Annotated in this window: 19 protein-coding genes and 1 pseudogene; 14 read left to right on the plus strand and 6 right to left on the minus strand. The window is 70.5% G+C overall.

Translation table 11 applies throughout. The features are described from left to right. Window positions 1-83: 83 nt before the first annotated feature. Window positions 84-335 (minus strand): hypothetical protein, encoded by a 252-nt coding sequence (locus tag ACWCYO_RS06525; protein ID WP_449783586.1) that lies wholly within the window; start codon window positions 333-335, stop codon window positions 84-86. Window positions 336-463: 128 nt separating this feature from the next. On the opposite strand from ACWCYO_RS06525, the gene ACWCYO_RS06530 reads away from it, so the two are divergent. The 5 genes from ACWCYO_RS06530 to ACWCYO_RS06550 all read left to right on the plus strand — a co-directional run bounded on the left by ACWCYO_RS06530 (window position 464) and on the right by ACWCYO_RS06550 (window position 9,050). Then, a complete protein-coding gene (locus ACWCYO_RS06530; RefSeq protein ID WP_449783587.1) occupies window positions 464-1,219 on the plus strand; it encodes a GntR family transcriptional regulator in 756 nt (251 codons plus the stop codon). Window positions 1,220-1,495: 276 nt separating this feature from the next. Then, the gene (locus ACWCYO_RS06535; RefSeq protein ID WP_449783588.1) at window positions 1,496-2,341 is read left to right on the plus strand and encodes a hypothetical protein; all 846 of its coding nucleotides are present in this window, start codon (window positions 1,496-1,498) and stop codon (window positions 2,339-2,341) included. Continuing rightward, window positions 2,338-6,621, plus strand: a complete 4,284-nt coding sequence (locus ACWCYO_RS06540; RefSeq protein WP_449783589.1) for a caspase family protein — start codon at window positions 2,338-2,340, stop codon at window positions 6,619-6,621. The genes ACWCYO_RS06535 and ACWCYO_RS06540 overlap by 4 nt, the downstream gene beginning before the upstream one ends. Before the next feature lie 457 nt (window positions 6,622-7,078). Further along, window positions 7,079-7,648, plus strand: coding sequence for a hypothetical protein (locus tag ACWCYO_RS06545; RefSeq protein ID WP_449783590.1), 570 nt, complete (start codon window positions 7,079-7,081; stop codon window positions 7,646-7,648). A 355-nt stretch (window positions 7,649-8,003) separates the two neighbouring features. Further along, window positions 8,004-9,050, plus strand: a complete 1,047-nt coding sequence (locus ACWCYO_RS06550; RefSeq protein WP_449783591.1) for a hypothetical protein — start codon at window positions 8,004-8,006, stop codon at window positions 9,048-9,050. A 591-nt stretch (window positions 9,051-9,641) separates the two neighbouring features. On the opposite strand, the gene ACWCYO_RS06555 is transcribed toward ACWCYO_RS06550, so the two are convergent. Further along, window positions 9,642-11,330, minus strand: a complete 1,689-nt coding sequence (locus ACWCYO_RS06555; RefSeq protein ID WP_449783592.1) for a serine/threonine-protein kinase — start codon at window positions 11,328-11,330, stop codon at window positions 9,642-9,644. Between the two features lie 145 nt (window positions 11,331-11,475). Here ACWCYO_RS06555 and ACWCYO_RS06560 point away from each other — a divergent pair, with 145 nt between their 5' ends. Further along, window positions 11,476-12,270 carry an FHA domain-containing protein gene (locus tag ACWCYO_RS06560; RefSeq protein ID WP_270147124.1) on the plus strand — a complete coding sequence of 265 codons (795 nt, stop codon included), beginning with the start codon at window positions 11,476-11,478 and terminating at the stop codon, window positions 12,268-12,270. Here ACWCYO_RS06560 and ACWCYO_RS06565 read toward each other — a convergent pair. From ACWCYO_RS06565 to ACWCYO_RS06575, 3 genes are all read right to left on the minus strand, one after another. Then, window positions 12,261-12,509, minus strand: a complete 249-nt coding sequence (locus tag ACWCYO_RS06565; RefSeq protein ID WP_449783593.1) for a hypothetical protein — start codon at window positions 12,507-12,509, stop codon at window positions 12,261-12,263. The genes ACWCYO_RS06560 and ACWCYO_RS06565 overlap by 10 nt on opposite strands. Before the next feature lie 32 nt (window positions 12,510-12,541). Continuing rightward, the gene (locus tag ACWCYO_RS06570; protein ID WP_270147126.1) at window positions 12,542-15,046 is read right to left on the minus strand and encodes an AAA family ATPase; all 2,505 of its coding nucleotides are present in this window, start codon (window positions 15,044-15,046) and stop codon (window positions 12,542-12,544) included. Window positions 15,047-15,127: 81 nt separating this feature from the next. Then, the gene (locus ACWCYO_RS06575; protein ID WP_270147127.1) at window positions 15,128-15,871 is read right to left on the minus strand and encodes a Crp/Fnr family transcriptional regulator; all 744 of its coding nucleotides are present in this window, start codon (window positions 15,869-15,871) and stop codon (window positions 15,128-15,130) included. A 172-nt stretch (window positions 15,872-16,043) separates the two neighbouring features. On the opposite strand from ACWCYO_RS06575, the gene ACWCYO_RS06580 reads away from it, so the two are divergent. The 5 genes from ACWCYO_RS06580 to ACWCYO_RS06600 are packed head-to-tail and all read left to right on the plus strand — an operon-like array spanning window position 16,044 to window position 20,248. Next, complete coding sequence (locus ACWCYO_RS06580; protein ID WP_270147128.1) at window positions 16,044-16,787, plus strand: hypothetical protein; 744 nt, start codon at window positions 16,044-16,046, stop codon at window positions 16,785-16,787. Between the two features lie 7 nt (window positions 16,788-16,794). Beyond that, entirely contained in the window at window positions 16,795-17,211 is a 417-nt protein-coding gene (locus tag ACWCYO_RS06585) for a hypothetical protein (protein WP_270147129.1), read from the plus strand. After that, window positions 17,208-18,410 (plus strand): protein phosphatase 2C domain-containing protein, encoded by a 1,203-nt coding sequence (locus tag ACWCYO_RS06590; RefSeq protein ID WP_270147130.1) that lies wholly within the window; start codon window positions 17,208-17,210, stop codon window positions 18,408-18,410. The genes ACWCYO_RS06585 and ACWCYO_RS06590 overlap by 4 nt, the downstream gene beginning before the upstream one ends. Next, the gene (locus ACWCYO_RS06595; protein ID WP_449783594.1) at window positions 18,407-19,582 is read left to right on the plus strand and encodes a hypothetical protein; all 1,176 of its coding nucleotides are present in this window, start codon (window positions 18,407-18,409) and stop codon (window positions 19,580-19,582) included. The genes ACWCYO_RS06590 and ACWCYO_RS06595 overlap by 4 nt, the downstream gene beginning before the upstream one ends. 15 nt (window positions 19,583-19,597) lie before the next feature. Further along, the gene (locus ACWCYO_RS06600; RefSeq protein WP_270147132.1) at window positions 19,598-20,248 is read left to right on the plus strand and encodes a vWA domain-containing protein; all 651 of its coding nucleotides are present in this window, start codon (window positions 19,598-19,600) and stop codon (window positions 20,246-20,248) included. Between the two features lie 473 nt (window positions 20,249-20,721). On the opposite strand, the gene ACWCYO_RS06605 is transcribed toward ACWCYO_RS06600, so the two are convergent. Continuing rightward, complete coding sequence (locus ACWCYO_RS06605) at window positions 20,722-21,438, minus strand: SDR family NAD(P)-dependent oxidoreductase (protein ID WP_449783595.1); 717 nt, start codon at window positions 21,436-21,438, stop codon at window positions 20,722-20,724. Between the two features lie 63 nt (window positions 21,439-21,501). On the opposite strand from ACWCYO_RS06605, the gene ACWCYO_RS06610 reads away from it, so the two are divergent. The 3 genes and pseudogenes from ACWCYO_RS06610 to ACWCYO_RS06620 all read left to right on the plus strand — a co-directional run bounded on the left by ACWCYO_RS06610 (window position 21,502) and on the right by ACWCYO_RS06620 (window position 25,498). Further along, entirely contained in the window at window positions 21,502-22,059 is a 558-nt protein-coding gene (locus tag ACWCYO_RS06610) for a MarR family winged helix-turn-helix transcriptional regulator (protein WP_270147134.1), read from the plus strand. 15 nt (window positions 22,060-22,074) lie between these two features. Beyond that, window positions 22,075-22,781: pseudogene (locus tag ACWCYO_RS06615) on the plus strand (VIT1/CCC1 transporter family protein). A 146-nt stretch (window positions 22,782-22,927) separates the two neighbouring features. Further along, window positions 22,928-25,498, plus strand: coding sequence for an ATP-dependent Clp protease ATP-binding subunit (locus ACWCYO_RS06620; protein WP_270147135.1), 2,571 nt, complete (start codon window positions 22,928-22,930; stop codon window positions 25,496-25,498). Window positions 25,499-25,692 lie beyond the last annotated feature (194 nt).

The raw sequence follows: 25,692 nt of genomic DNA on the forward strand, positions 1-25,692 counted from the left end.
GGCCGGGGCACGACGGCTCGAACACGCAACGAGCTGACGCCTGGTCCACGTCGGGGCAGGGCGGATAAGGTCGAACACGCTGATCAGCTCCCATACAGCTGACGGCACTGCCCCGCGACGGCGACTGCATCGTCCGTCGCGGGCGCATCCATGCGGACGGCGGCCCATGCGATCAGGCCGCGGCTGGCGCTGCTGACAAGTCCGAACTGGTCGGCTGTCTCCAGCAACGCCAGGAGAACTCCCCACGACTCGGCCGTTGTCGAGTCCGGCACCTCCGTCTCTATACAGGCGTGATTGCCGTGATCCTTCATCTGCGGATCGAGCCCGAGGGCCAAGAGACCAGCAGTGATGCCGTCAGCACGTGCCCGATCGCACGAGAACACAGGACACCCCTCCGTAGCTTCTTGGCCACTCAGAGCGAAGCTAGTTAACTAGATTAGACCTAGTGGACTAGATTTTCCATATGGGTGAGCAACCTCCGTACCTGCGCATCGCGGACGCGCTGCAAGAGCGCATCGCCAGCGGGGAATGGGCACCGGGCGACCGTCTGCCCTCGCGCGCTCAGCTCGCGCGCGAGCTCGGCGTAGGCGACAACGTCGTGCGCCGCGCGCAGGAACTCCTCATCCTTCAGGGAGCCTTGGAAGGCCGCGCGGGCTCAGGCACGTTCGTCGCCGAGCCGCGCCAGCGACTTCGACTGGTCCGCTCCCGAGCACGCGAAGACCGCGGAGGTTCACCCTTCCAGGCCGACATGACCAGCCTTGGGCGGCGGGGCACCTGGGAGAGCCGCACCGACGCCAAGGTCCCGGCACCGGCGGACATCGCAGCTCGCCTCGGCATCACCGAGGGCGACCTCTGCGTCCGCACGTCCTACGAGTACTTCGCCGACGGCAAGCCGATCCAGCTGTCTACCAGTTGGGAGCCCTACGCCCTCACCGCAGGCACGATCATCGTCCTGCCCGAGGGCGGGCCGCTTGCCGGCCGCGGCGTCGTGATCCGCATGGCGGAAATCGGCATCACGGTCAGCCACTTCACCGAACAGCCCGAGCCCCGGCACGTGACCGACGAGGAAGCCTCGCTCCTCGGCGTGCAGCGCGGCTCGCTCGTCACCCATGTCCGCCGCACATACTTCGCCGACGACGGCCGCGCGGTCGAGACGGCTGACATCGTGCTTCCCGCAGCCCTCTGCGAACTGGTCTACGAGGTGCCGATCAATCCTTGAGCTAACGGTTGGCTGTGTAGGTGGTGGCGGAGAGCATTTGTTGGCGGGAGCCAGCAGCAGTAGTCGGCTACGGGCACGCACGGTGTTGGTCAGAAATTGCAGTACCTGTCGGCGTGCCGACGTGGGGCGGCGGGCGTCTCCTGGGGGCGGCGGGTGACCGATGTAGAGATTCGGCTGCCGTAGGAGGGCGGGCGCTGGTAGGTGTGGGGACCACTGGGGCTGTTTCCTGGCTGGAATGGGGTGGAATCTGTGGCGCCGGTGGTGTGCGTACACGGGATGGGGCAGCAGGTACTGGGGGAGAACAGGCTGCGGGCCGCCTGGTGGCCGGCGCTGAGCGACGGGCTGCGTCGGGCAGGCGCCGAAGGCCTGGTCCCGGAGGCGGATCTGGCGATGGCGTTCTACGGCGACCTGTTCCGGCCCGCCGGGCAGATGCTCGCGGTCGGGGATCTGCCGTACACGGCGGAGGACGTCGAGGAGGGCTTCGAGCGGGAGTTGCTGGCCGCATGGTGGCGGGCGGCGGCCGAGACCGATCCAGACGTGGTGCCGCCGGACGCGCAGGACACTCTGGTGTCGACTCCGCGGTCGGTCCAGGCAGGTTTGCGGGCCTTGTCGGGGTCGCGCTTCTTCGCCGACGTGGCGCTGCGGTTGATGGTCGCGGACCTGAAGCAGGTGCGTGCCTATCTGACGGATCAGGAGATGCGTGAGCGGTTGCGTGGCCGGGTGGCGGGGGTGATCGGTCCGGAGACGCGGGTGGTGGTGGCGCACTCGCTGGGGTCGGTGGTGGCGTACGAGGCGCTGTGCGCGCTTCCCGGGCACGGTGTGCGGGCGCTGGTGACGATCGGCTCGCCCCTGGGCGTCCGCAATCTGGTCTTCGACCGGCTCCAGCCCGCCCCGACCGGGTCGGGCAGGGACGCGCGCGGGCACTGGCCGGGCGGCGAGGAGCTGGTCTGGACAAACCTGGCCGGTACGGGAGACGTGGTGGCCCTGGTGAAGGACCTGCGTCCGGTCTTCGGTGCGCGGCTGCGCTCAGGGGTAGTGGACAACGGCGTTCACGCGCACGACGCGACCTCGTATCTGACCGATGCCATGTGTGGGCGGGCGATCGCCGAGGGCCTCGCGTGAGCGTTCCGCAGACCGGCGGGGAGGGGCCGCGGCGGTTCCTGATCGCCGCAGCAGTGGCCGATTACCCCAAGAACCATGACTGGAACCGGCCCGGCCTTCAGGAGGCGCGCGAGCGGGTCGTCGAGGTGTTCACCGGCCCGCTCGGCTACCGGCTCCACGACCCGGTCGCCCTGAACCCCACCAAGCAGCAACTCACCGACGCCCTGCGCGCCTTCTGCTCTTCACCGGAACGCCGTGAGGACGACCTGCTGACGGTGTACCTGTCCTGTCACGGCGAGGTCCTCGACGACAGTGGCGAACACGTCCTGCTCACCTCCGACACCGATCCGGCAGACCTGACGTACACCGCGCTGCCGACGGCGGAGCTGACGCGGGCGATGCTGCGAGGCACCCGGATCCGCCGTGTCCTTCTTCTCCTGGACGCCTGTTACGCCGGCCAGGGTGGCAACCAGCTGGCCGCGGCAGCCTTGAAACGCCTGGGCACGACCTGGGGCAGGAGCTCCGGGTCGGGGCTGGTGATCGTCTCCTCCGCGCAGCCGCACCAGCAGGCCGTAGGTGGCCTGTTCCCGCAACTCCTGGAGGACGCGGTCACCGGCCTGCCGGTTGCCGGGCACGGCCCGGACACACTCTCCCTGGACGCCGTGGTACGGCACATCAACAACTCCCCCGACCGGCCTACCTACCAGCGCATCGGCCTGTCCATGGTCGGCCTCGACGGCGAGCCGCCGGCGTTCTTTCCCAACCCCCGACACGACACCGGGCTCAACGAGGTCGACCTGGCCCTGCAGCAGGCCTCTGCCTTCGACGAACAGGACCGAAAGCGGGAGACCGAGTTCACCACCCGGCTGCTGATGCGCGCTATGGCGTTCCAGAGCTACCAGGGCCACGAGGACCAGGCCCCCGCTCCGGCGTGGTGGTTCAGCGGGCGCCACACCGTCCTCCGCGACCTCGTCGCCTGGCTGAACACCCCGGCCGGAGGCGACAGGACGACCTGCCGGGTGGTCACGGCCGCTCCGGGCTCGGGTAAGACTGCAGTCCTCGGCCTGATCGCCACCCTTACCCATCCCGAACGCCGCCGGACTGTCCCCCTCCACGCCCTCGGACTGCCCCCGGATCTGCTCGACCCCGACGCGGTCGATGTGGCCATCTACGCCCAGCGCCTCACCGACACCGATGTCCTCCAGGCGCTGGCGGCAGCCGCCCGCGTCCAGGCCAGCACGGTCGGCGAACTCCTCGACGCCCTCGACCGGCAACGACGCCCGCGCCCGCTGACCATCCTGATCGACGCCCTCGACGAGGCCGCCACCCCCGACACCCTGTGCATCACCATCCTGCGCCCGCTCATCGAACACGCCCAAGGCCGCATCCGCCTGTTGCTCGGCACCCGCCCGTACCTCCTGCCCCGCCTCGGCGCCGACGCCAGCCACGTCATCGACCTCGACAGCGACCGCTACGCCGACCCCCAGGCCATCACCGCCTACGCAGCCCGCACACTCCTTCAGGCCCACCGCGCCTCGCCGTACCGCGACCACCCCTATGCCGTGCAACCCGTCGCCCAGGCGGTCGCCCACGCCGCAGGCCGCTCCTTCCTCATCGCCCGCATCACCGCCGGCACCCTCGCCGCCGCCAGCACCGTCGCCGACCCATACGACCCCGCCTGGCGCGCCGGACTGCCCCGGCACGCCAGCGACGCCATGCGCCACGACCTTGAGCGACGCCTCGGCACCGACGCCCGACGCGCTACCGACCTCCTGCGTCCCCTTGCGCACTCCCAGGGACAGGGCCTTCCCTGGGAAGACATCTGGGCCCCCCTCGCCGCCGAGATCGCCGGACACCCCTACACCGACGACGACATCCTGTGGCTGCGCGACAAGGCCGGGTCCTACGTCGTGGAGGCCACCGAGAACGGCCGCTCCGCCTACCGGCTTTACCACGAGGCGATGGCCGAGTTCCTGCGCGACGGCATTGCCCCCAAGACCGTGCACGCCGCCTACACCCGCGTTCTCACCGACCACGTCCCCTACAGCGCCGACGCCACTCGCGACTGGGCCCGCGCCCACCCCTACGCCCTGAACCACCTCGCCCACCACGCCGCCCAGGCCGGACTCCTCGACCACGCCCTCACCCACAGCGAATACCTCGTCCATGCCGCACCGCGCGGCCTCACTCCCGACCTCCACCATGCACACAGCCAGTCCGCACGGCTGACCGCCGCCGTCTACCGCACCAGCCTGTATCTCCACGACACGGCGGCCCCGGCACAACGACGCCAGATCCTCGCCCTCGACGCCGCCCGCGCCACCCACCCCGACCTCCACCGGGGCCTCACCCGACACATCCCGCCCGACCACTGGACACCGGTCTGGGCCACCAACAGCACCTTCAACCCCGCCCTGCACGACACCCTCACCGGCCACACCGGCAAGGTGAACGCGGTGGCGTGCACCACGCTCGACGGCATCCCCATCGCCGTCACCGGCAGCGCGGATGAGACGGTGCGGGTGTGGGATCTGCGCACAGGCCAGGTGATCGGCAACCCCCTCACCGGCCACACCGAAACCGTGACCGCGGTGGCGTGCACCACGCTCGACGGCATCCCCGCCGCCGTCACCGGCAGCGCGGATGAGACGGTGCGGGTGTGGGATCTGCGCACAGGCCAGGTGATCGGCAACCCCCTCACCGGCCACACCGAAACCGTGACCGCGGTGGCGTGCACCACGCTCGACGGCATCCCCGCCGCCGTCACCGGCAGCGCGGATGAGACGGTGCGGGTGTGGGATCTGCGCACAGGCCAGGTGATCGGCAACCCCCTCACCGGCCACACCAGCACGGTGACCGCGGTGGCGTGCACCACGCTCGACGGCATCCCCGCCGCCGTCACCGCTGGCGGGGACGACGACACGGTGCGGGTGTGGGATCTGCGCACAGGCCAGATGATCGGCAACCCCCTCACCGGCCACACCAGCCGGGTAATCGCGGTGGCGTGCACCACGCTCGACAATGTCCCCGTTGCCGTCACCGTCGGCAACGACGACACGGCTCGGCTGTGGGATCTGCGCACCGGCCGGGCGATCGGCCGCCCTCTCACTGGCCACACCGGCCCCATGACTGCGGTGGCGTGCACCATGCTCGACGGCGTCCCCGTCGCCGTCACCGGCAGCGACGACAAGACAGCGCGGGTGTGGGATCTGCGCACAGGCCAGGCGATCGGCAACCCCCTCACCGGCCACACCAGCGAGCTGAACGCAGTGGCGTACACCATGCTCGACGGCGTCCCCGTCGCCGTCACCGGCAGCGACGACAAGACAGCGCGGGTGTGGGATCTGTGCACCGGTCAGGCGATCGGCAACCCCCTCACCGGCCACACCAGCGAGCTGAACGCAGTGGCGTACACCACGCTCGACGGCATCCCCGCCGCCGTCACCGTCAGCTGGGATACGACGGTGCGGGTGTGGGATCTGCGCACCGGTCAGGCGATCGGCCACCCTCTCACCGGCCACACCGGGACCGTGACCGCGGTGGCGTGCACCATGCTCGACGGCGTCCCCGTCGCCGTCACCGGCAGCGAGGATAGGACGGTGCGGGTGTGGGATCTGCGCACCGGCCAGGCGATCGACAACCCCCTGACCGGCCACACCGAAACCGTGACCGCGGTGGCGTGCACCATGCTCGACGGCGTCCCCGTTGCCGTCACCGGTAGCGTGGATAGGACGGTGCGGGTGTGGGATCTGCGCACCGGCCAGGCGATCGGCAACCCCCTGACCGGCCACACCATCGCTGTGACCGCGGTGGCGTGCACCATGCTCGACGGCGACCCCGTCGCCGTCACCGGCAGCGCGGATAGGACGGTGCGGGTGTGGGATCTGCACACCGGCCAGGCGATCGGCAACCCCCTCACCGGCCACACCAGCGTGGTCTCCGCGGTGGCGTGCACCATGCTCGACGGCGTCCCCGTCGCCGTCACTGCCAGCTGGGATAGGACGGTGCGGGTGTGGGATCTGCACACCGGCCAGGCGATCGGCAACCCCCTCACCGGTCATACCAGCGTGGTCTCCGCGGTGGCGTGCACCATGCTCGACGGTGTTCCCACCGCTGTCACTGCTGGCGACGACGGGACGGTGCGGGTGTGGGATCTGCGCACGGGCACGACTACGGCAGTGGTCGCACTCAGTGCCCCTCGCTGCGCGGCCCTCACCACCACCGGCGACCTCGTCGTCGGCTTCCAAAACGACATCGCGCTCTACCGACGTCAAAGGCCTGACGGCACAACACATGACTGAGCCAGCGCCGCAGCCCTCGTACAGACGGGCTCATGTGATCTGCATGGTCATTACTCGCCTGGCACGGGCCAGAGATCCAAAGCAATCATCTGATCTGAGCGCTCTCGTATACCAGCGACATCAAAATCGCGAAGACCCAGGTGCTCTCGCCGCAGACTGACAGCCGCCCTCGCAACTGGCCAAACGGTGGACTTCCGTACGCAGCGGTACCACATCTACCAAGGGGACCAGCTGAAACACGGAGGAGCAGGCGTCACAGCTGTCACAGTGTCACGTACCAACCCGGCGGCAGACGCTCCCAAATGCGCCTGGGTACAGCCCCCCTGATGTTTCAGCCTGCTCACGCGTAGAGCGCACCAACGGGACATGCAGCAAATCAGCCGTTGGCAGGGCCGAGCACCCGCCCAACTCCTAGAATCCTCAAGACATCAAGAGAACTTCATGTCTTGGGGGAGACTTGGCCGCGGCCGAACAGATTGTGACGATCGCAGCCGTCCTCGTGGGTGCGCTGACGACGCACCTTACTAACCATGCGATGGAGCGGCGCCGGAAGCAACACGAGCTGCTGACCCGGTGGGACGAGAAGAAGCTCCACGCGTACGAGGGCTACATCGACAAGATCAGGTCGTGCGTCTTCCTCGCCGTCCACCTCTACGAGCACAAGGAAGGCATCCACGCGAGCGCCAAGGGCGAGCACGAGCTCACCGCGGAGCTGGCGGAGGCCAACTGGCAGCGCGGCCGTGCCTTCGAGCGCATCATGCTCCTCGGCGGCGACGAGGTCGTAGAGGCTGCCCACCGGCTCAACGCGGCAGCCCTCGAAGTCGACTGGCAGGCCGGCGGCAAGGTACACGGCACCCTTGACGAGTGGCGCGCCCGCAACCGCGCCGTCTTCGGCGCTATCAATGAGTTCCACGACGCCGCCCGCCAGGATCTCGGCGTCCAGGGCAACGTCACCGGCGAAAGCCACCCGGAGCGTGACCTGTTGTTGCCTCCCCCGCGAGGCAGCTCGAATGGCAACCACTCCTGATGGCAGGCGCCGCGGTCCCGCATGCCTGGCTCGGTCACACTGCCTCAGCTCCACCAAGGCAAGGGCGCGCGCCCGCCCCGCCCGCGTGGGCACGGTACTGCCAACCGCAACATGCGGAACACCACGCGTTCCCAGGAGGTCGTGACCTGCGTGAGGTTTCGGTTCGGGCCGCCGGCGGGTGTGCCCCGCGTGCCGCCAGCCGTGCCCGATCAGGCGGGGAGCTGCGGGGAACAGGGGCATCTCAAGGGCAGATCGGGCAGCATCGCCGTCACCGCGGGTTCGAGTCCCATACGCAGCCGCTGAACGCGCCAATCGCCCTTCATGTGACGGTGCGGACCGCTACGATCCTCCTCGGGTGCGAAGCGTTGGGGGAGAATTGATAATCGACTTTCAGCTCTTGTCGAAAATCCAGCAAGTGGTGTTCGCGAATGCAATTTTCATAGCTTTGGCTATTTTCGCCTACAAGGGCCCATTGTGGATCGTCAAGCGCCTGCCGATGACGCGTCAAAAGTGGGTGCAGTGGAATTCTAGAACTGCGGAGAAGGCATTTCAGGAAATGTCTAGCTCGCTAGATTCCCTAGGTCTCTCGGATCTGCCGTCGGACTCTCTGCGAATTGCAGGTAAAAGCTCCGCTGGAGAAATTCGCCTGCGGTACAGGGTTCTGACCTTCATCATCGGAGTCCTGGGCGGCGACATGGCCGTGGCTGTAGTGAAAACGATTGAGACAGGACGGCTTGCGCAGGACTTGCAGCCCCGAAACGTTCTGACGGCCGCTATCATTACGCCGATTTTGATCTGGGCTGCCGATCATAATCCCACCGTTTCACGTTATCGCTTTCTGCTCGGCACGGGGGCGGCGATTCGGCAATGTGAAGCCGTCTACTCCTCGGTTGGTGATGAGCGACCTGTCGCTGTACGCGGATTGGACCATGCCTGCGCCAATGTTAGGCGTTCTGTCTTGCGCATTCATCGAGTCCACGGCAGTATCGGACGGTTCTCGCCGAGGCGTCACTCAGTGAAGAAGAATGCCGCCCTTGTGGCGGCCAAACTCCAGCAGATGGAGGACCAGATGGATACGCGAGGGGTTGAGTCCATGAAGGATCTCGCGCGCACTCTGGTCACTATTTCTAACAACTACGCAGAGTCGAAGATTGGACAGCTTCTCTCTGAGGCCGATCTTGAAGGCGTGGTTGCGCCAGAACGCCGCGGAGCCGGCCTGCGGTTGGCCGCTGTGGTGTCGGCCACGGCTGTTGTCGCCTGCTCCTGGATTATGCTTGGTTACCCCGGAGAGGGCATGCCGATTGCCGCTGGGGCCGCCGCAGCGCTTTCGAGCATCGCTGCGTACGGCCCGCGCGCGGCCATGGATCGCGTCGCTGAGCTGCGAAACATTCTGGGCTTCTGAGACGGCGCGACGAGAGAATGGCGCTCGTTCGCTCACTTGGGAGGGCTTCGCGAGAAGATGTTGAGATCAGGGCTGCTCTGGCAGGGCCGAGACCAACGCAGGCCAACGCTCTGGGCAGTGTGTTTGCGTTTCTGTGCCGGTCCGTGACCACCCCGGACCTCATTCAGGGCGAAGCGGCAGTGGGCCCAAATCCTCCCCACTCCTGGGCTCCGCTGACGGCAGATCCTGACGGCAACACCGACGTACATGAGACGGCAGGGAAGGCTGCCTGCGCCCGGCTGCCGGGAGGCGCGTGCGGGTTCGCTGAGCCCGCCCGAAAGGTCGAACGAGCTTACAAAGCAGATGTCGGCGGTTCGAAACCGTCCGCGCCCACCCCGTGAACAGCTGAAACGCACACTGTGGCCCAGGTCAGGAGCATGATCCTGATCTGGGCCGCGGTCGTTTCGGCAGTCTCGCGACGGTCTCGGACGCGCTCGATGCGGTCTCGCCGCACAGATCAGCCTCCCGAATTTCTCCGAACGGCCGGCGAGGGCCGGTGTGCGGGTGGCCGGGGCGTGGCGGCCTGTGGGTGCTTCTTGCGGCGGCCTCGTTTCACCGGCGGACCGGGGTGGTGCCGTTCATGCCGAAGCGAGCGGAGCACTGCTCGGTGGATCGGTTGCTCGCGTTCCAGACGCAGATCCACATCGTGTAGCCGATGTCGGGGACGAAGCTCGTCTTCGTGGCGCCCCAGGAGGCGCGGAAGGTGTAGGTGAGGCCGTCGCTGCGGGAGAGTTCGGCGACGCAGGTCTGGTTCAGGGAGGTGTTGAGCACGCCCGCGAGTGAGCCGGAGCCGTCGTCGTCCAGCCAGGCGGAGCAGGCGGCGTCGTTGCCGAACCAACTGGTGTCCGCCTCGGAGCCCTTGACCTGGGCCGGGTCGTCGTGGCCGTTGATGCCGCTGATCGACGACGAGGTGGGGCTGGGGGCGGCCGCTGAGGGCGTGGCGGCGGCCGTACTCGGTGGGGCGGTCGGTGGCGGGGAGGCGGGTTTGGCGGTGGAGAAGGTCGAGGGCTGCAGGCTCGGGGAGGGCGTCCGCGTGGTGCCGGTCGGGGTGGTCGAAGGCGGGGGAGAGGGTTGCGCGGTGGCGGAGTTCGAGGCGCTCGGGCTTGCGGAGGGCCCGTGCGTCGTCCCGGCCAGGGGCTCCACGGTGACCGGCGTGCCGCCGGACTCCCGCGAAGTGTGGTTCTGCGGGAGTGTGGACGGGCTGAGGACGAACACCGCGACCGCGCCGAGGGCGATCACCGCGGCGATCGGTAACAGGAGCAGGTGCTTGCGCGGGCGGCGAGGTGATGCGAGGGGCGTGGCCCCGGCGTCAGGCTTCGGGTCCGTGCTCGTGTCCGGTGGCGGGACGGTCGCCAGCTTGCCGACCGGTGTTTCGGCGAAGTCACGTCGCGAGTCGATGCGTGACATGACCTCAGGCGGCCAGGACGGAGGCGGGACGAGCAGGTGCGGGTGGACCGCCAGGGCGATCTCGTGGGCGGTGGGGCGCGCTCCGGGCTCGGTGGCGAGACAGGGCTCGAGGATGGCGGCGAGGTCGGCGTCCACGGCGCGCAGCGGCTCCAGGTCGGGAACGGCGCTGGGCGTGCGACCCGAGGCGGCGTAGAGCAGGAGCGCCGCGAGCGAGTAGACGTCCGCGGGCGCTGCCACGTCCTCGTCCCCGGCCTGCTGCTCCGGTGCCGAGAAGCCCTGCGTTCCGTAGCTGCCACCGCTCCTGGTGAGCCTCGCCTGGTCCGCGGCGCGCGCGATGCCGAAGTCGATCAGTTTCACGCCGTCGCGCACCAGCATGACGTTGGCGGGCTTGATGTCGCGGTGCGCGATCTCGGACGCGTGTACGGCCCGCAGTTGAGCGGCTGTCTCGGCCAGTAGCAGCCACAGCGCCTCGGCGGGCAGCGGGCCGTGCAGCCGGACCGCCTCGTCCACCGTGAGCCCGGGGACGTACTCGGTGGCGAACCACGGGCGTTCCGGAGTGCCGTCGCTCGCCAGCACCCGCGGTCCGACTCCGAACGGCACGCGGTAGAGGATGCCGACCTCCCGTTCGAAGCGCTCGCTGGAGACCAGCCGCGGCCGGACGAGCTTGACGGCGGCGTAGCCCCGGTCCGAGACCCCGAGGTAGACCTCGCCCATGCCGCCGGTACCGAGCAGGCCGATGATGCTGAAGCTGCCGATCTCCTGCGGATCGCCCGGCCCGAGTGGTTGGGCGACCATGCTGTCGATCGCAGCAGCTCGCCGGCTGATCGTGCTCACGGCGGGCAGGTTATCGAGCAAGTTCATGGCCGGGCAAACAGAGTTGGCGGTTCCGCAAGCTCGCACACCGCATGTCCGCGGGAGGACCGCTCCTCCCGGTGCGCTCGTACACTCACTGGCGCGAGCCGAGGCGGAGGTATGTGAGATGACGAACGGAAACTTCCCACCGCGGATGCTGCCGCCGGGCAGTCCCGCCGACCGGGTGCCCCCGGCGCCGCCCGGGACGATCTTCGTGCTCGGCCCGGAGGGTGGATACGCCGTGCCGCCGCGCCGGTACACCTTGCTGTTCGGGCGCGACCGCGAGGACGTGCACGTACCGGTCGGTGTCGACGACCCGACCGTCAGCCGTCGGCACGGCGTCTTCACCTGCGCGGGCACGGACGGCGACTGGTGGTTGGTCAACACCGGCAACCTGCCGATCGAACTGCCCGACGGCGTGCTGATGCTCACCGGCCACCAGCGGATCATCGGGCCCGGGTACACCCCGCTGGTGATCAACTCGTCCAAGCGGCGCTCCCACCTGGTGGAGGTCCGCGTCGTGGACGGGGACGACCGGCACCCCCGTGCCACGAGCAGGGCCGAGACCGCGGCTCCCGAGACGGTCTACGTACTCTCCCCGCAGGAGCGACTCGTGCTCACCGCGCTCGCCCGGCGCTACCTGGAGGGCCAGGACGCCTTCCCGCTCCCGTTGGCCTGGGAGGACACCGCCCGGCTGGCCAACGCCTCGCCCCACGCGACCAAGTACTGGACCCACAAGTCGGCCGCCAACACGGTCGAGGACGTGCGCGAGCGGCTGCGCCGGCGGGGTGTGCGCGGACTGACGCGTGATGAGGTCGGCGAGCCGGTCGGCTCGACGCTCAGCGTCAACCTGATCAGGGAGTTGCTGAGGACGGCGACACTGAACGCCCAGGACCTGGAGCTGCTGGCCGATCAGGGCTGAGGCGTTCCTCGGACCTCGGGCTCGGTCGCGGATTCGGCGTTGTAGGTGACGTGCATGGTGCCGTGCTCCACCGCGAAGACGGCTGCCTGGTCCTCGGCCGAGTTCTGCTGGCGCGACTGGGGCTGCGGCTGCTCGGGGTGATGCGTGGTCGTGTTCGTCACGTGGTTGTCGTCGCCCACGATGAAGGTGCCGGAGACGTCTCCGGCGTGGATGTTGCCGGGGGTGGATTCCGTAGGCATGGTCGGCCTTTCCTGGTCGGTCTTGTGGCGGATCAAAAGGCTGTGCAGTGGATCACCAGACTCCGCCAGGCCGAGTTGAATGCCGAAGCCTGGCTGGCTGTGTCGTAGCTGTTACTGGTCTTGTTCCGAAACGAGCGGAACTGGCTCTCCTCCTGCTGGCGAGCGGTCAGAATGCCCTTGAGGTCGGCTACCACGGATCTGTCCCGTGCTTGCGATATGGCTCCCCGCAACGTGGACTCGCTGGCGCGCAGGTCCTTGAGGATGATGTCGATACGGGAGTTCATCGCGCTGTCGTCGGGAACGGTGGAGGTCCGTCCTGAGTTGTGCGCCTCTATGGCGTTGTTGTACGACTCGACGGCGCTTTGCACGGTGGCCAGGTCGGCGTTGTACTGCTGGGTCTCCTGTTCCAATTCCGGTTCCGCCGTTGCGCACACAGGATCAACGGGGTCCGGCGTTACCAACGGGGCCGGGGCCGGGGCCGGCGGCTTGGGGGTGTAGACCGGGGGAGCCGGGACCGGCGGCCTGGGGGTGTAGACCGGCCGTGTCGGGACCGATGGGTAGGTGGCCTGGGCCGCCGGAGTCCCGTCCGACTGGTTCTGGGCGTAGACCATGGCCCCCACGCCGAGCACGGTCCCGAGGCCGACCACGCAGGCGACGACGAGGGCCACTCCGCCCTTGGCAGTCGCTGCACCGGCGGTGGCGAGCGCCGTGTGGCCCGTGCTGGTCGTGGTCGCGGTGCTGCTCGCGGCGTGCGTCGAGTGGGTGGTGGCGGAGCTGTGGGCACCCGAGAGGTCGATCTTCTGCGGCACTGCGTGCGAGGGGGCGGCGTGTGTGCCGGCCACGTGGCCGGCGGGCAGGGGCTGTTGGGCGGTTTGGGACAGGTCGATCACCTGTGGTGGAGTCGGCGCGTGCACGGGCGCCGGAGCAGTGGGGGTGGGGACCGGGTGGGTGATCGTCGGGGGGCTGACCGCCGGATGGGTGACCGTCGGCGGGGCGACCGCGGTCGGTGCCGGGGTGACCGGCGTGACCGGAGCAACCGGCACGACCGGCGCGAGAGGCGCGACCGGCGGCACGGCGGTGATCGCCGTCGTCGCGGCATGGTGGGCCACCGAGTGCGCTTGCAGGGCGGCGAGTTCCTGCCAGAGCGCCCCCGCCTCCAGCGCCAGGGCCGTCGTCAGTGCGGCCCGGCCGATCGCCTTGCGGCGGGTGCGCGCCTCGCGCAGGAAGAACTCCTCGCCCGCGCGGTCGCCCACGCTCTTCGCGGCGGCCCAGCCGGCTCCGAGGAGGCTGCCCCACGCGTCGAACTGCCGGGAGAGCGCCAGTTTCGGCGAGGCGGCACGGGCCAACTCCACGCCGAGCTGCGCCTGTCCGCTCCTCTCCGCTCCCAGCACCGCGACGTCCAGGGCCTGGAAGTGGGCCGCGACCTGGTCCGGGGTGGTGTCCCGCGACTCGACCCACGCGGTGAGCGCCCGGCAGAGCCGATCGGCCGGGAATTGCGTCATCCGGCTCTTGAGTACGCACTCGGCGACGTCCGGGGGACACCCGTAGCCGGTTTCCGAGGCGATCAGCAGGCCGTGCCGCACCAGGCCGCCGGCGAGCGCGTCGCTGTCCGTCCGGCCGAGCAGGGCGTTGAGCTGCGGGGCCGCCAACTCGGCGCCGGACAGCGAGCCGAGCAGGTGCAGCAGGTCACGTTCGGCCGGCTGGAGCCTGTTGAGCAGGGCGGGGAGCAGTGCGGGGAGGTCGGCGATGGTCGGCAGGCGCTTGCCGGTCGCGACTGACAGGGCGATGCGCCGCAGCCGGAGCGGATTGCCGTGCAGGGCGTCGCACAGCGCCGCCACGGTCTGAGTTTCCTCGGGCCGCAACGGACGGGCCAGTACGGTCTGTACGAGGTGCACCCCTGCCGTGTCCGTCAGTCCGTCGAGTCGGATCGCGTGTACGCCGGCGACCGGCGACCGGTGCTGCGAGGTGAAGACGAAGGCGGACTGTCCGGCCATGTCGAAGAGCCGGTGCAGGTCCTTCTCGTCGAGTCCCGCGTCGTCCAGGTAGATCCGCAGCCGCAGGGTTTTCAGGTGTTCCTTCAGCACCTCCAGCGACGGCTTGTAGTTCGGCGCGTCGAAGCTGATGTCGAAGATCGCCTGCGCGAGGTCGTCGGCCGTCCGTCCGCCGGCTTCGATGTAGGCCACGCCCTCGGGCCCGCGCGGCAAAGTGCGGGCGACGTGGCGCAGCAGCGCACTCTTGCCGACCCCGGAGGTGCCCCAGATCTGCACCAACTGCCTTGCTCCGATGGCCTGTTGCAGTGCCTGGAGCTCCCGCTCCCGGCCGATCAGCGGATCGGCGCCGGAGCGCGGCAGGTGGGAGATCGGCTGACGCTTGACCGGATTCGGCGGCGGTCCCGCATTCAGGGTGATGGCCGAACCGTGCCCGGCGGTGATGTTCAGGTTGGTCACGGTGTTCCGGTTGCCGACGATCATCGTTCCGGAGACATCGCCCGTCCGGATCCGTCCGGAACCGCCCGGAGCACCGTTGTTCTCTGGCATCTGCTTCCCCGGTCCTCTCCGACGCTCGGCTCCCGGCACTCGGTCATGCTGGCGCCGACCCGTCGTGGGAACCCGGCGCTTTTAGCTGTTTGGTGAGATCGCCGGCGAATGGGCCGCTTCGGCCGCTTCGGCCGCGACGGCGATCCGGGCGAGGTGGTCCAGGTCGAGGATCGTGATCCTGCGGTAGCCCGTGACGACCGCGCCCGACTCCCGCAGGGCCCGCAGGGCCTTGTGGATCGACGACTCCGCAGCGCCGACCAGCGTGGCCATCTCGGGCTGCGAAAGCGGGAGTTGGGCTTCGTTCCGGCCGGGTCGCCGGTAGGTGACGGCCAGGTGGTGCAGGATCCTGGCCAGCCGCCCGAGCACGTCGCAACCGGTGAAGTCGACGATCCGGCCGGTCGCCGTGCGCAGCTTGGCCACCACGCTCGCGCTGAGTGCGAGCCCGATGGCGGGGTGCCGCTTCGTGCACTCCAGCAGTTCGGAGGACAGGATGTAGCGGGCCAGCACCCGGCCGCAGGTGGTCACCGTACCGCTGCGTGGCTGACCGTCGATCCCGGCGAGCTCCCCGACCAGGTCCCCGGCCATCCGTACGGCCAGCAGCGCCTCCCGACCGTCCTGTGCGTGCGCGGTGACCTTCACCGTGCCGCCGATCAGGAGCAGCGCGAAGTCCGAGGTGTCGGCCTCGTGGATGGTGATCTGACCAGCCGGGTAGACGACGCCGTGGCCGAGCCCCAGCAGGACTCGGCGGTCGGCCTCGCCGACCCTGCCGAGCAGTCCGGCCGGCGGCCAGTAGGCCTCGGCCCCGCGCACTCGTGTGTTGCCCATCGGTCATCCCTCCTCCTCGTCCGGCCGAAGCCGGACAAGCCGTATTAGTAGCCGTTCTACCCGAGGACCCCTCCTCTACGATCTCGGCAATCATCCTGTCGGCGACGGAACTTCGGCGCCGACGGCATGTCGATCTCCGAACTGCCGCCCCCGTCGTGATCGCGGAGGGAATGTGAATCCGAGGTATGAATACCGAGCCCTGCTGGCGTGCGACATCGCGGGTTCCGCGGGCCGCGGTCAGCAGCGACTGCAGGAGATCCGCGACGCGCTGCGATCCGCGCTGTCCGGTGCCTTCGACCACACGGACTCGGACCCGCGGGACTTCGTGTACGTGGACACCGGCGACGGCTGCCGGCTCGTCGCCCCGGCCGGGCTGCCCAAGGCCGGACTGCTGGTCCCGCTACTGCCGGAACTGGGCACGCGGATCCGCGAGCACAACCGGCACGCCGGCCCGGAGGCCAGGCTGCGGGTGCGGGCGGCGCTGCACGCGGGGGAGGTCCGGCTCGATCCGGACGGCACCGTCTCCGGCACCCCGTTCGAGGCGCTCGCCCGGCTGCTCGACTCGGCCCCGCTGCGGCGGGCGGCCGCGGCCGGTCCGGACGGCACCCCGGTGGCCGCGATCCTTTCGCAGCACTACTACGAGGAGACGGTCGGGCACGGCCACGAGGGGCTCGAAGCCGGTGCCTTCACCGCGGCCGAGGTCAGGGTCAAGGAGTACGCCGCACGGGCCTGGCTCTGGTACCCGGGCAGCCCGGTCGGTCCGCACCTCGGTTCCGGCCGGGAACCCGGCTCCGGTGAGCGGCCCGCGGAAGCCGGGCCACGGGCCGTGGAGCAACTCGTCCGGGCCACCGGGAACGGCACGGTCTTCGCCGTCGGCCGCGGTGACCAGCACATCCGATACAACGAACGGGGCTGAAACGCCGATGAACCAGGAACTCGCCGAGCTGGCCGCGAGCGGAGCCACCGCTCTGGTCTCCGCGATGGGCACCGACCTCTGGACGGAGGCGAAACGGCTGATGGGCGGCGTCATCGCCCGGGCCCACGGCGGCCGCCGCAGGGAACTGTCCGGCGCGCTGGAGCGGGCGTCGACCGCCACGAGGGGAGCGGTCGACGCCGAGGTCGTGGCCTACTGGACGGAGGCCCTGTTCCAGTTGCTCGACCGGAACCCGGCTCTCGCTCAGGACGTCATGGCCCTGGCCTCGCTGCCGATCCGGCAGCAGCCGGACGTCACGGTCCAGGTCAACTCCGCCACCGGTTCGGGCGAGGTGTTCGCGGTCCAGCACGGCAACCAGCACTTCGCCTCCGGGCCGAGGTCCCGCGATTCCGGGGAGCGGCCGTGAGCGGGGGCGAGAGCCGGCGGGACGGTCTGACGGACGGCTGGGTGCGGGCGGCGCTGCTCGTGACCGTCGCCGTCGGGGCCTTCATCGAGGTCGGCACGCCGCACCGGCACTACGGCTGGCTGGTGGACGTGTTCGCCCTCGCGGCGGTGGGTGCCGTCGGCGCGGCGGCCGCGCTGGGGTCCGAGGCCGCTGCGACGCCGACCGGACGGCGGGATCGGCTCGAACGGGAGCCCCGGCCCGACGCGACGGCGCCGGCCTGCCGCTACGTCGCAGGTCCGACGGCGCCGACGGCCCAGCCGGGCAAACCCCGGCCGTTCCTGCGTGAGCGGCCGACCGACCTGAGCGTTCCCCGCTTCGGTGACGGTGCGCGGGCCCAGGGCTTCCCTTGGCTGCTGCCGGAGCGCACGGTGCAGAACGGGATCGCCGCCGACGAAGCCACGGTCGGCGCCCTCACCATCCGCGCGGCCTCCGTGGTCGGGCCCGGCCACCGCTGTGATCAGCCCGCCGGGCCGCGACAGGACTCCTACCGGATCGGGCGCACCCGGGACAGCCGGTACGCGATCGTGGCCGTGGCGGACGGCCTGTCCAGCGCGGCCTGGTCCGACACCGGGGCCACCACGGCCTCCAGCCAGGCCGTCACCCTGCTGCGCGAGCAGATCGAGGCAGGTGGCTTCGACCGGCTCGACGTCAAGGAGTTGTACGGGCGGGTCGCGGAATCGATCGCCGGGCAGGCGGCCGGACGCGGCGTCGGTACCGCGCACCTGGCCACCGTGCTGATCACCGCGGTGATCGCCGAGCCGGACGCGAGCGGCGCGGCCCGGGCGTGGGTCGGGTGGCTCGGTGACAGTTCGGCCTGGACACTCGACCCACGCGTCCCGCGGTGGCGGTTCTCCGCCGGCGAGGCCAAGGACCGCGCGGCCCCGGTGGTCTCGAACGAGGTCGCCGGCCGACTGCCGGACACGCCGAACCTGGCCCTGGACGGCTACGTCACGCTGGCTCCCGGCGCCGCCCTGGCCCTGGTCACGGACGGAATCGGCGACGCGTGGGCGGACCCGGCGGGCAACGTCAACGAGTACTTCGCGAACGCTTGGCGCACGCCGGTCCCGGCCACCCGGTTCACCGCCGACGTCGGCTTCGACGCACCGCAGTGCCTCGACGATCGCACCGCCGTCGTGGTGTGGAACGGCAGGGGGGCATGACCGACCTCCAACCCATCGCCGACGGCGGCGTCCCGGCGGTCGATCCGCGGGGCTGGTCGTTGCCGCGGGCCGTGGGCCTCGACGATCTCGGACCGCTCGCCGAGCCGATCTCCGAGCACAACGGCCAGGCCGTCGCCGTACGGCCGCTGACGGACCATCCGGGTTGGCTGGCCAAGCTCTACCGGCCGGACCCGCACCCGGAGGACGCCGACCGGATCGACCTGTTGATCTCGGCTCCGGACACGCTGCCGGAGGCGGAGCGGGCAACCCTGTACGCCGGGACGTGCTGGCCCGCGGCCCGGATCCACGAGCCCGGCAACCCGGCCGTCGGCTGCGTGATCCCGATGGCGCCCGAGCAGTACCGTTCCGAGCTGCGGCGTGGCAAGTTCAGCGAGCGTCGGTTCGTCGAGATCGACTGGCTGGCGAAGTCCGACGAGTCGATCCGGGGCGTCGGCCTGCCGCGCCCGGGCTTCGAGGGCCGACTGGCGGCCTGTCGTCAACTGGCCGAGCTCGCCGCGATCCTGGAGGGGCTGGGCCTGGTCTACTCGGACTGGTCGTTCTCCAACGCCTTCTGGAGCCCCGGCCGGCGTTCCGTCTACCTGATCGACGTCGACGGCTGTCAGCCGAAGAAGATGCCCGACATCCACCAGCCGAACTGGGCCGACCCGCTCACGCCGCCGGGCTCCGACGCGGACCAGTACACCGACCGCTACCGGCTCGGCCTGCTCGTCGCCAAGTGCCTGACCGGCCAGCGTGACGCGCGCGCCTTCCACAGCGTCGCCCTGTCCCCCTGGCCGGAGCAGCCCGCCCTCTCCGAGGTACTGCTGGACATGCTGTTCGCGACCGAGCGCGAACGACGGCCTGCGGCCGCCCAGTTGTGCCAGGCGCTGAACAACGGGCCCTACCTCAGGGCCGTGCCACGGCCGACCCGTACCCCGCTGCCCCCGGTGCCGCCGCTGCCCGCGTCGCACCTGGTCCCGCAGCCCGCCGCCGGCACGGTCACCGCCAAGTCGGGCGCCGTGGTCAAGGGGACCGTGGTCGAGGGCACCGTCGTCACGAGCACCGCCGAGAAGAAGAAGGATCCTGCGACCACCTGGAACGCCCAGTGGATCTCGGCGCTCGCCTTCGCCGTGATCCTGCTCATCGTCATCATCATCGCCTCCAACCACTAGCTCAGGGGTGCACACATGTCACTCTGCCTGCCCACCTACGTGGTGATCGACGCGTCCTCGTCGATGAAGCCGCACGAGGCAGTGCTCAACGCGACCCTCTCGCGTCTGCACTACAACCTGGCGACGAATCCGCGCGTCTCGGAGTTCGCCCGGGTCAGCGTGGTCGCCTTCTCCACCGACGTGCACGTGGTGATCCCGATGTCGGACATGGAACAGGTGCCGAGCATGCCCGAAGTGATCTGCGGCGGGCGCACGGACTACGGCAAGACCTTCGACCGGTTGCGGGAGTGCATCGAACAGGATGTCAGCAGCTTGCGGGCGCAGCACTACAGCGTGCTGCGGCCGACGGTCTTCTTCCTGACCGACGGCGGTCCGACCGACGCGGGCTGGCGGAAGTCCTTCCGCGAGCTGGTGGACCGGAGCCGGCCGCGCTACCCGCACGTGATCGCGTACGGCTTCGGCGATGCCGAGCGCGGTGTGCTGCAGGAGGTGGCGACCAAGGCGCTGTTCATCGCCGACGGTACGGACACCGAGTCGGCGCTGAGCGGGGCGATCTCCGGCCTGCTCAACACGCTGATCGCCTCGTCGCAGACCGGTCAGATGCAGATCGCCACCGACGTCAAGGGCTTCGAGTACGTCCAGGTCGCCCAGGAATACGTGGACTGAGCATGGCCGCCGACCTGCGTTCCACGCCTGCGCCCCGGGCGCTGCGTGCCTCCGTCGGGCTGTCCGTGTTGGCCGCGGTGCTGCTCGCCTGCGGCGGCGCGGTCGAGGCGACGGGCAATCTCCTCGGCTCCTCGACGAACGGAGGCGGAGGCGGCGCGCACCCGGTGACCCCGGTACAGCCGACCCCTGACGTCTCCCCTCCCGCCGCGACTCCGTCGCCGAGTTGCCCGCTCTCGGCCTCACCCACCCCGCTGCCCGAGCCCACGGCCACCGCCACCACGACGGCGTCCGCCACCACGACGGCGTCCGCGCCGGAGCGTCCTCCAGGGACTCATTCAGGGCAGGAGTCGTCCCGGACGAGGACGCCTGCGACGAAGAGTGCGGCTGGACCGTGAACAGCTGGAACGCCCCTGCGGCCCGGGTCAGGAGCGTGATCCCGACCTGGGTCGCGGGTGCTGGGGCCGGTGCTGGGTTCAACGCGTGGTGTGGGCACCGCCGTTGAGGTGGAGCGTCTGGCCGGTGAGGTGGCGGGCGCCGGGGGAGGCGAGGAAGTGGGCGGTGCGGGCGACGTCGGCGGGGGTGCCGGGGCGGTTGGTGTGGGTTTCGGCGATGAGGGCGGCGCGGCGTTCGGGGGTGAGGGCGCCCTGGAAGAAGCCGGTGTCCTCGATGTAGCCGGGGGAGATGACGTTGGCGGTCACGCCGAGCGGGCCGAGTTCGGCGGAGAGGGCGGCGTTCCAGGCGGCCAGCGCGGCCTTTGACGCGCCGTAGGCGCCGCCGCGGCGTTCGGCGCCGATCGAGCCGATGCTGATCACGGTGCCGCCGGGAGCGAGGGCGGGCCGCAGGGCGGTGGTGGTGAGGACGGCACCGAGCAGGTTCTGGGCGAGGTTGGCGTGCCAGGTGGCGAGCAGGGCGTCGAGCGGCGGGAGGTCGGCGGGGGCCGGGCCGGGAAGTCCGCCGGAGGCGTTCACCAGTACGTGCAACTCGGTGATGCGGGAGGCGAGTTCGGAGACCTGGCGGGGGTCGGTGGCGTCGCACGCCACGCCCTCGACGGTGAGTTCGGCGGCGGCGCGTTCCACGGTGTCGCGGTGGCGGCCGGTGATCAGGACGCGGTCTCCGTCGGCGGCGAAGAGCTCGGCGGTGGCGCGGCCGATGCCGCTGGTGCCGCCGGTGATCAGGACGGTGCGGGCCATGGGGGTCCTCTCAGGTCCTCTCCGATGTATGTTTAGACCTAAACGTAACGGAGGAGGCCGGCAGTGGCAACGGAAGTGACGGCGGCCCAGATCGCCCGAGCCTGGGAGCGCGAGCGGCCCGGGACGCCGACCGGCTCGATCGAGGTGGTCACCCCGGTCTGGTGGCTCGCCAAGCTGTTCACCGACGACCGCGCCCGGGCCCTGCGCGCCGCCGGGATCGACGCCGCGACGCTCGACCTGCTCTCCGTGCTGCGCCGATCAGGTGAGCCGTACGCGCTGACCACCCGTGAACTGGCCCGTCGCACCCTCGTCACGGCGGGCGCGATCTCGCAGCGGGTGGCCCGGGCGGAGGCGCAGGGGCTGGTGGTCCGGGAGCCGGGGGAGCAGGCCGGGCACGGGCGGCGGGCGGTGCTGGTGTCACTGACGGCGGCCGGGCACGAGCTGGTCGAGCAGTCCGTGGACGTGGTGCTCGGCCGGGAGGCGCGGCTGGTCGGCGGGCTGTCGGAGGCGGAGCGGGAGACCCTGGTCGGCCTGCTGGACAAGCTGCTGGCCGACGTGCGGCGGCGGGTGGCGGGGTCGGAGGGGGTGGGCGAGGATCGGGAGGGCCGTACGGACCCTTGAGAGCGGTGGGCGCGGATGGCGGAGCAGACAGGGGAGTCCCGGGCGGAGCTGTCGGCGCGGTTGAACTGGCTGCGGGCGGCCGTGCTGGGCGCCAATGACGGCGTGGTCTCGACGGCCGGGATCGTGACGGGCGTGGCGGGCGCGGCCGGGTCCCGTACGGCGCTGCTCGCGGCGGGGGTGGCGGGGGCTGCTGGCGGGGGGCGATGTCGATGGCCGTCGGCGAGTACGTCTCGGTCAGCACCCAACGGGACACCGAGCGGGCCGCGTTGGCGAAGGAGCAGCGCGAGCTGACCGAGGACCCGGAGGGCGAGCTCGACGAACTCACCGACTACTACCGGGACAGCGGGCTGACCGCCGGCCTGGCCCGGGAGGTGGCGGCGGCGCTGACCGAGCGGGACGCGCTGGCGGCCCACGCGCAGACCGAACTCGGCATCGATCCCGAGGCGTTGACCAATCCCTGGGAGGCGGCGCTGGCCAGCGCGGCCGCGTTCACGCTGGGTGCGTTGGTGCCGCTGCTGGCGGTGATGCTGCCGCCGGAGTCGTGGCGGCTGTGGGTGACGGTGGCCGCGGTGGTGCTCGCGCTGACCCTCTCCGGCTGGACCAGCGCCCGGCTGGGCGGGGCCGGGCGGGCGCTGGCGGTGGTGCGCAACGTCGTGGGCGGGCTGCTGGCGATGGGGGTGACGTACAGCGGTGGCGTGCTGCTGGACCACATCACCCGATGAGTACGTCACCGGATGAGCATGTCACCCGATGAGCAGGTCACCGGACGAGCGCGTCACCGGAGGAGTTCGGGCGGATCTGCTCGGGAGGCGGGCGCCCGCGGCCTGTGTTTGTGTGGCTGCAAACCGCTTGGGAGAGGTGAAGCTCCGTGACCATACCCCCGTTCGGATCGAACGATCCGTTCTCCGACCTGCTCAGCCGGTTCTTCGGGATGAGTCCGCTGGCGTCCCCGCCCGCCGTGCAGCGGGTGCCGATCGGGCGGTTGCTCAGCGAGTCCTCCCAGGAACTGCTGGGGCTCGCCGCGCAGCGGGCGGCCGAGGACGCCAGTAGCGACCTCGACACCGCGCACCTGGCCTGGGCGGCCACCCGGGTGGAGCCCTCGCGGCGGATGCTGAAGCGGGCCGGCATCGACCCGGACCGGTTGTCCGATGACCTGGAGAACGCGCTGCCGTCCGGGAGCCCGTCCTCGCTGGACGGCCAGCCCGCGCTCACCCCCTCCGCCAAGCGCGCGCTGCTCGCCGCGCACGCCCGCTCGCAGGCGGTCGGCGCCTCGTACATCGGCCCGGAGCACATCCTCGGCGCGCTGCTGGAGCAGGAGCGCTCCGGCGCGGGTACGGCGCTGCGCAACGCGGCGCCCTCGCCGCAGGCGCTGAAGTCGGTGCTGGAGGGGCGCGGCACCGGCGGCGAACGCGGCAGCGCGGGGGCGCACCCGAGCGAGACGCCGACGCTGGACGAGTACGGGCGGGACCTCACCGGGGCGGCGCGTTCGGGCCGGCTGGACCCGGTGGTCGGGCGGGCCGAGGAGATCGAGCAGACCGTCGAGATCCTCTCCCGGCGGACCAAGAACAATCCGGTACTGATCGGCGAGCCGGGCGTCGGCAAGACCGCGATCGTCGAGGGCCTGGCACAGCGGATCGTCTCCGGGGACGTGCCGCAGAGCCTACGGGACAAGCGGGTGGTCACCCTCGACCTGACCGCCCTGGTGGCCGGCTCCAAGTACCGGGGCGAGTTCGAGGAGCGGCTGAAGAAGGTGATCGACGAGGTCACGGCGGCCGGGAAGAGCGTGATCCTGTTCCTGGACGAGCTGCACACCGTGGTCGGCGCGGGCGGTGGCGGCGAGGGGTCGATGGACGCCGGCAACATCCTCAAACCGGCCCTGGCGCGCGGCGAGTTGAGCGTGGTCGGCGCGACCACGCTGGACGAGTACCGCAAGCACGTGGAGAAGGACGCCGCGCTGGAGCGCCGCTTCCAACCGGTGCTGGTGCCGGAGCCGAGCGTCGAGGAGACGGTCGAGATCCTCCAGGGGCTGCGCGACGCGTACGAGGCGCACCACCAGGTGCGGTTCAGCAACGAGGCGCTGGACGCGGCGGCGACGCTCTCCGACCGCTACGTCAGCGACCGCTTCCTGCCCGACAAGGCGATCGACCTGCTGGACCAGGCCGGCGCCCGGGTGCGGCTGCGCAGCCTGAGCGGCTCCACCGAGGCGGCCTCGGTGCAGGACCGGATCACCAAGCTGAAGCGGGAGCTGGACGAGGCGGTGGCGGACGAGGAGTTCGTGCGGGCCGCCAACCTGAAGACCGAGCTGCGGCAGACCGAGGACGAGCTGGCGGCGATCGCCGAGTCCCGCGAGCAGGTCGTCGACGTGACGGCCGACGACATCGCGCAGGTGCTGTCCTCCCGGACCGGCATCCCGGTCGCGGAGCTGAACGCGACCGAGAAGGAGCGGCTGCTCAAGCTGGAGGAGCACCTGCACGAGAAGGTGATCGGCCAGGACGAGGCGGTCACCGCCGTCGCCCAGGCGGTGCGCCGCGGCCGGGCCGGGATGGGCGACCCGGAGCGGCCGACCGGCTCCTTCCTCTTCCTCGGGCCGACCGGCGTCGGCAAGACCGAGCTGGCCAAGGCGCTGGCCGCGCTGCTGTTCGGCGACCCGGACCGGATGATCCGCTTCGACATGAGCGAGTTCCAGGAGAAGCACACCGTCTCCCGACTGGTCGGCTCCCCGCCCGGGTACGTCGGCTACGAGGAGGCGGGGCAGCTGACCGAGGCGGTGCGCCGCAAGCCGTACAGCGTGCTGCTCTTCGACGAGGTGGAGAAGGCGCACCCGGACGTCTTCAACCTGCTGCTCCAGGTGTTGGACGACGGGCGGCTGACCGACTCCCAGGGGCGTACGGTCGACTTCCGCAACACCGTGGTGATCATGACCAGCAACATCGGGTCGCAGCGGATCCTGGACCACTCGGGGAACGTGGACCCCCGGAGCGGAGCTCCTGATGCAGCACTGCGGGAGGAGCTGATGCGGGGCCTGCGGCAGCAGTTCCGGCCGGAGTTCCTCAACCGGATCGACGAGGTGATCGTCTTCCACGCGCTCACCCGCAAGGACCTGGTGTCGGTGGTCGACCTGCTGCTGGAGCGCACCCGGCGGCGGCTGCGGGCGCAGGACGTGCAGCTGGAGGTCACCGAGGCGGCCAAGGAGTACCTGGTCAACCGCGGCTACCAGCCGGAGTTCGGGGCCCGGCCGCTGCGCCGGACGATCCAGTCGGAGCTGGACAACCGGATCTCCAACCTGCTGCTGGACGGCACCGTGCGGGAGGGGGACACGCTGACCGCGGACGTGAGCGCGGGCGAGCTGGCGGTGATGCTGGCGCGGCCGGAGCCGTCGGCGACCTTCGAACAGGCGGAGGAGCGGGCGCAGGCCGCCGCGGCCGCCGCCGGGAGCTGACCTCGCTGCCTGCCGGGAGCACGGCGCATTCACGGTCCGGTGGCGCTCCAAGGCCCGGTGGTCCCCATCGTTCCGTTTCCCTGCCGGGAACCTCATCACCGTCGAACGCCTCGGACGGAAGCGGGGCGGGACGAAGCTCCCGAAGCTCGGCTGGGTCCGCTTCCGCGGCGAGGTCTCCACGCCCTGACACCGCA

Source organism: Kitasatospora sp. NPDC001683 (genome assembly GCF_053596495.1).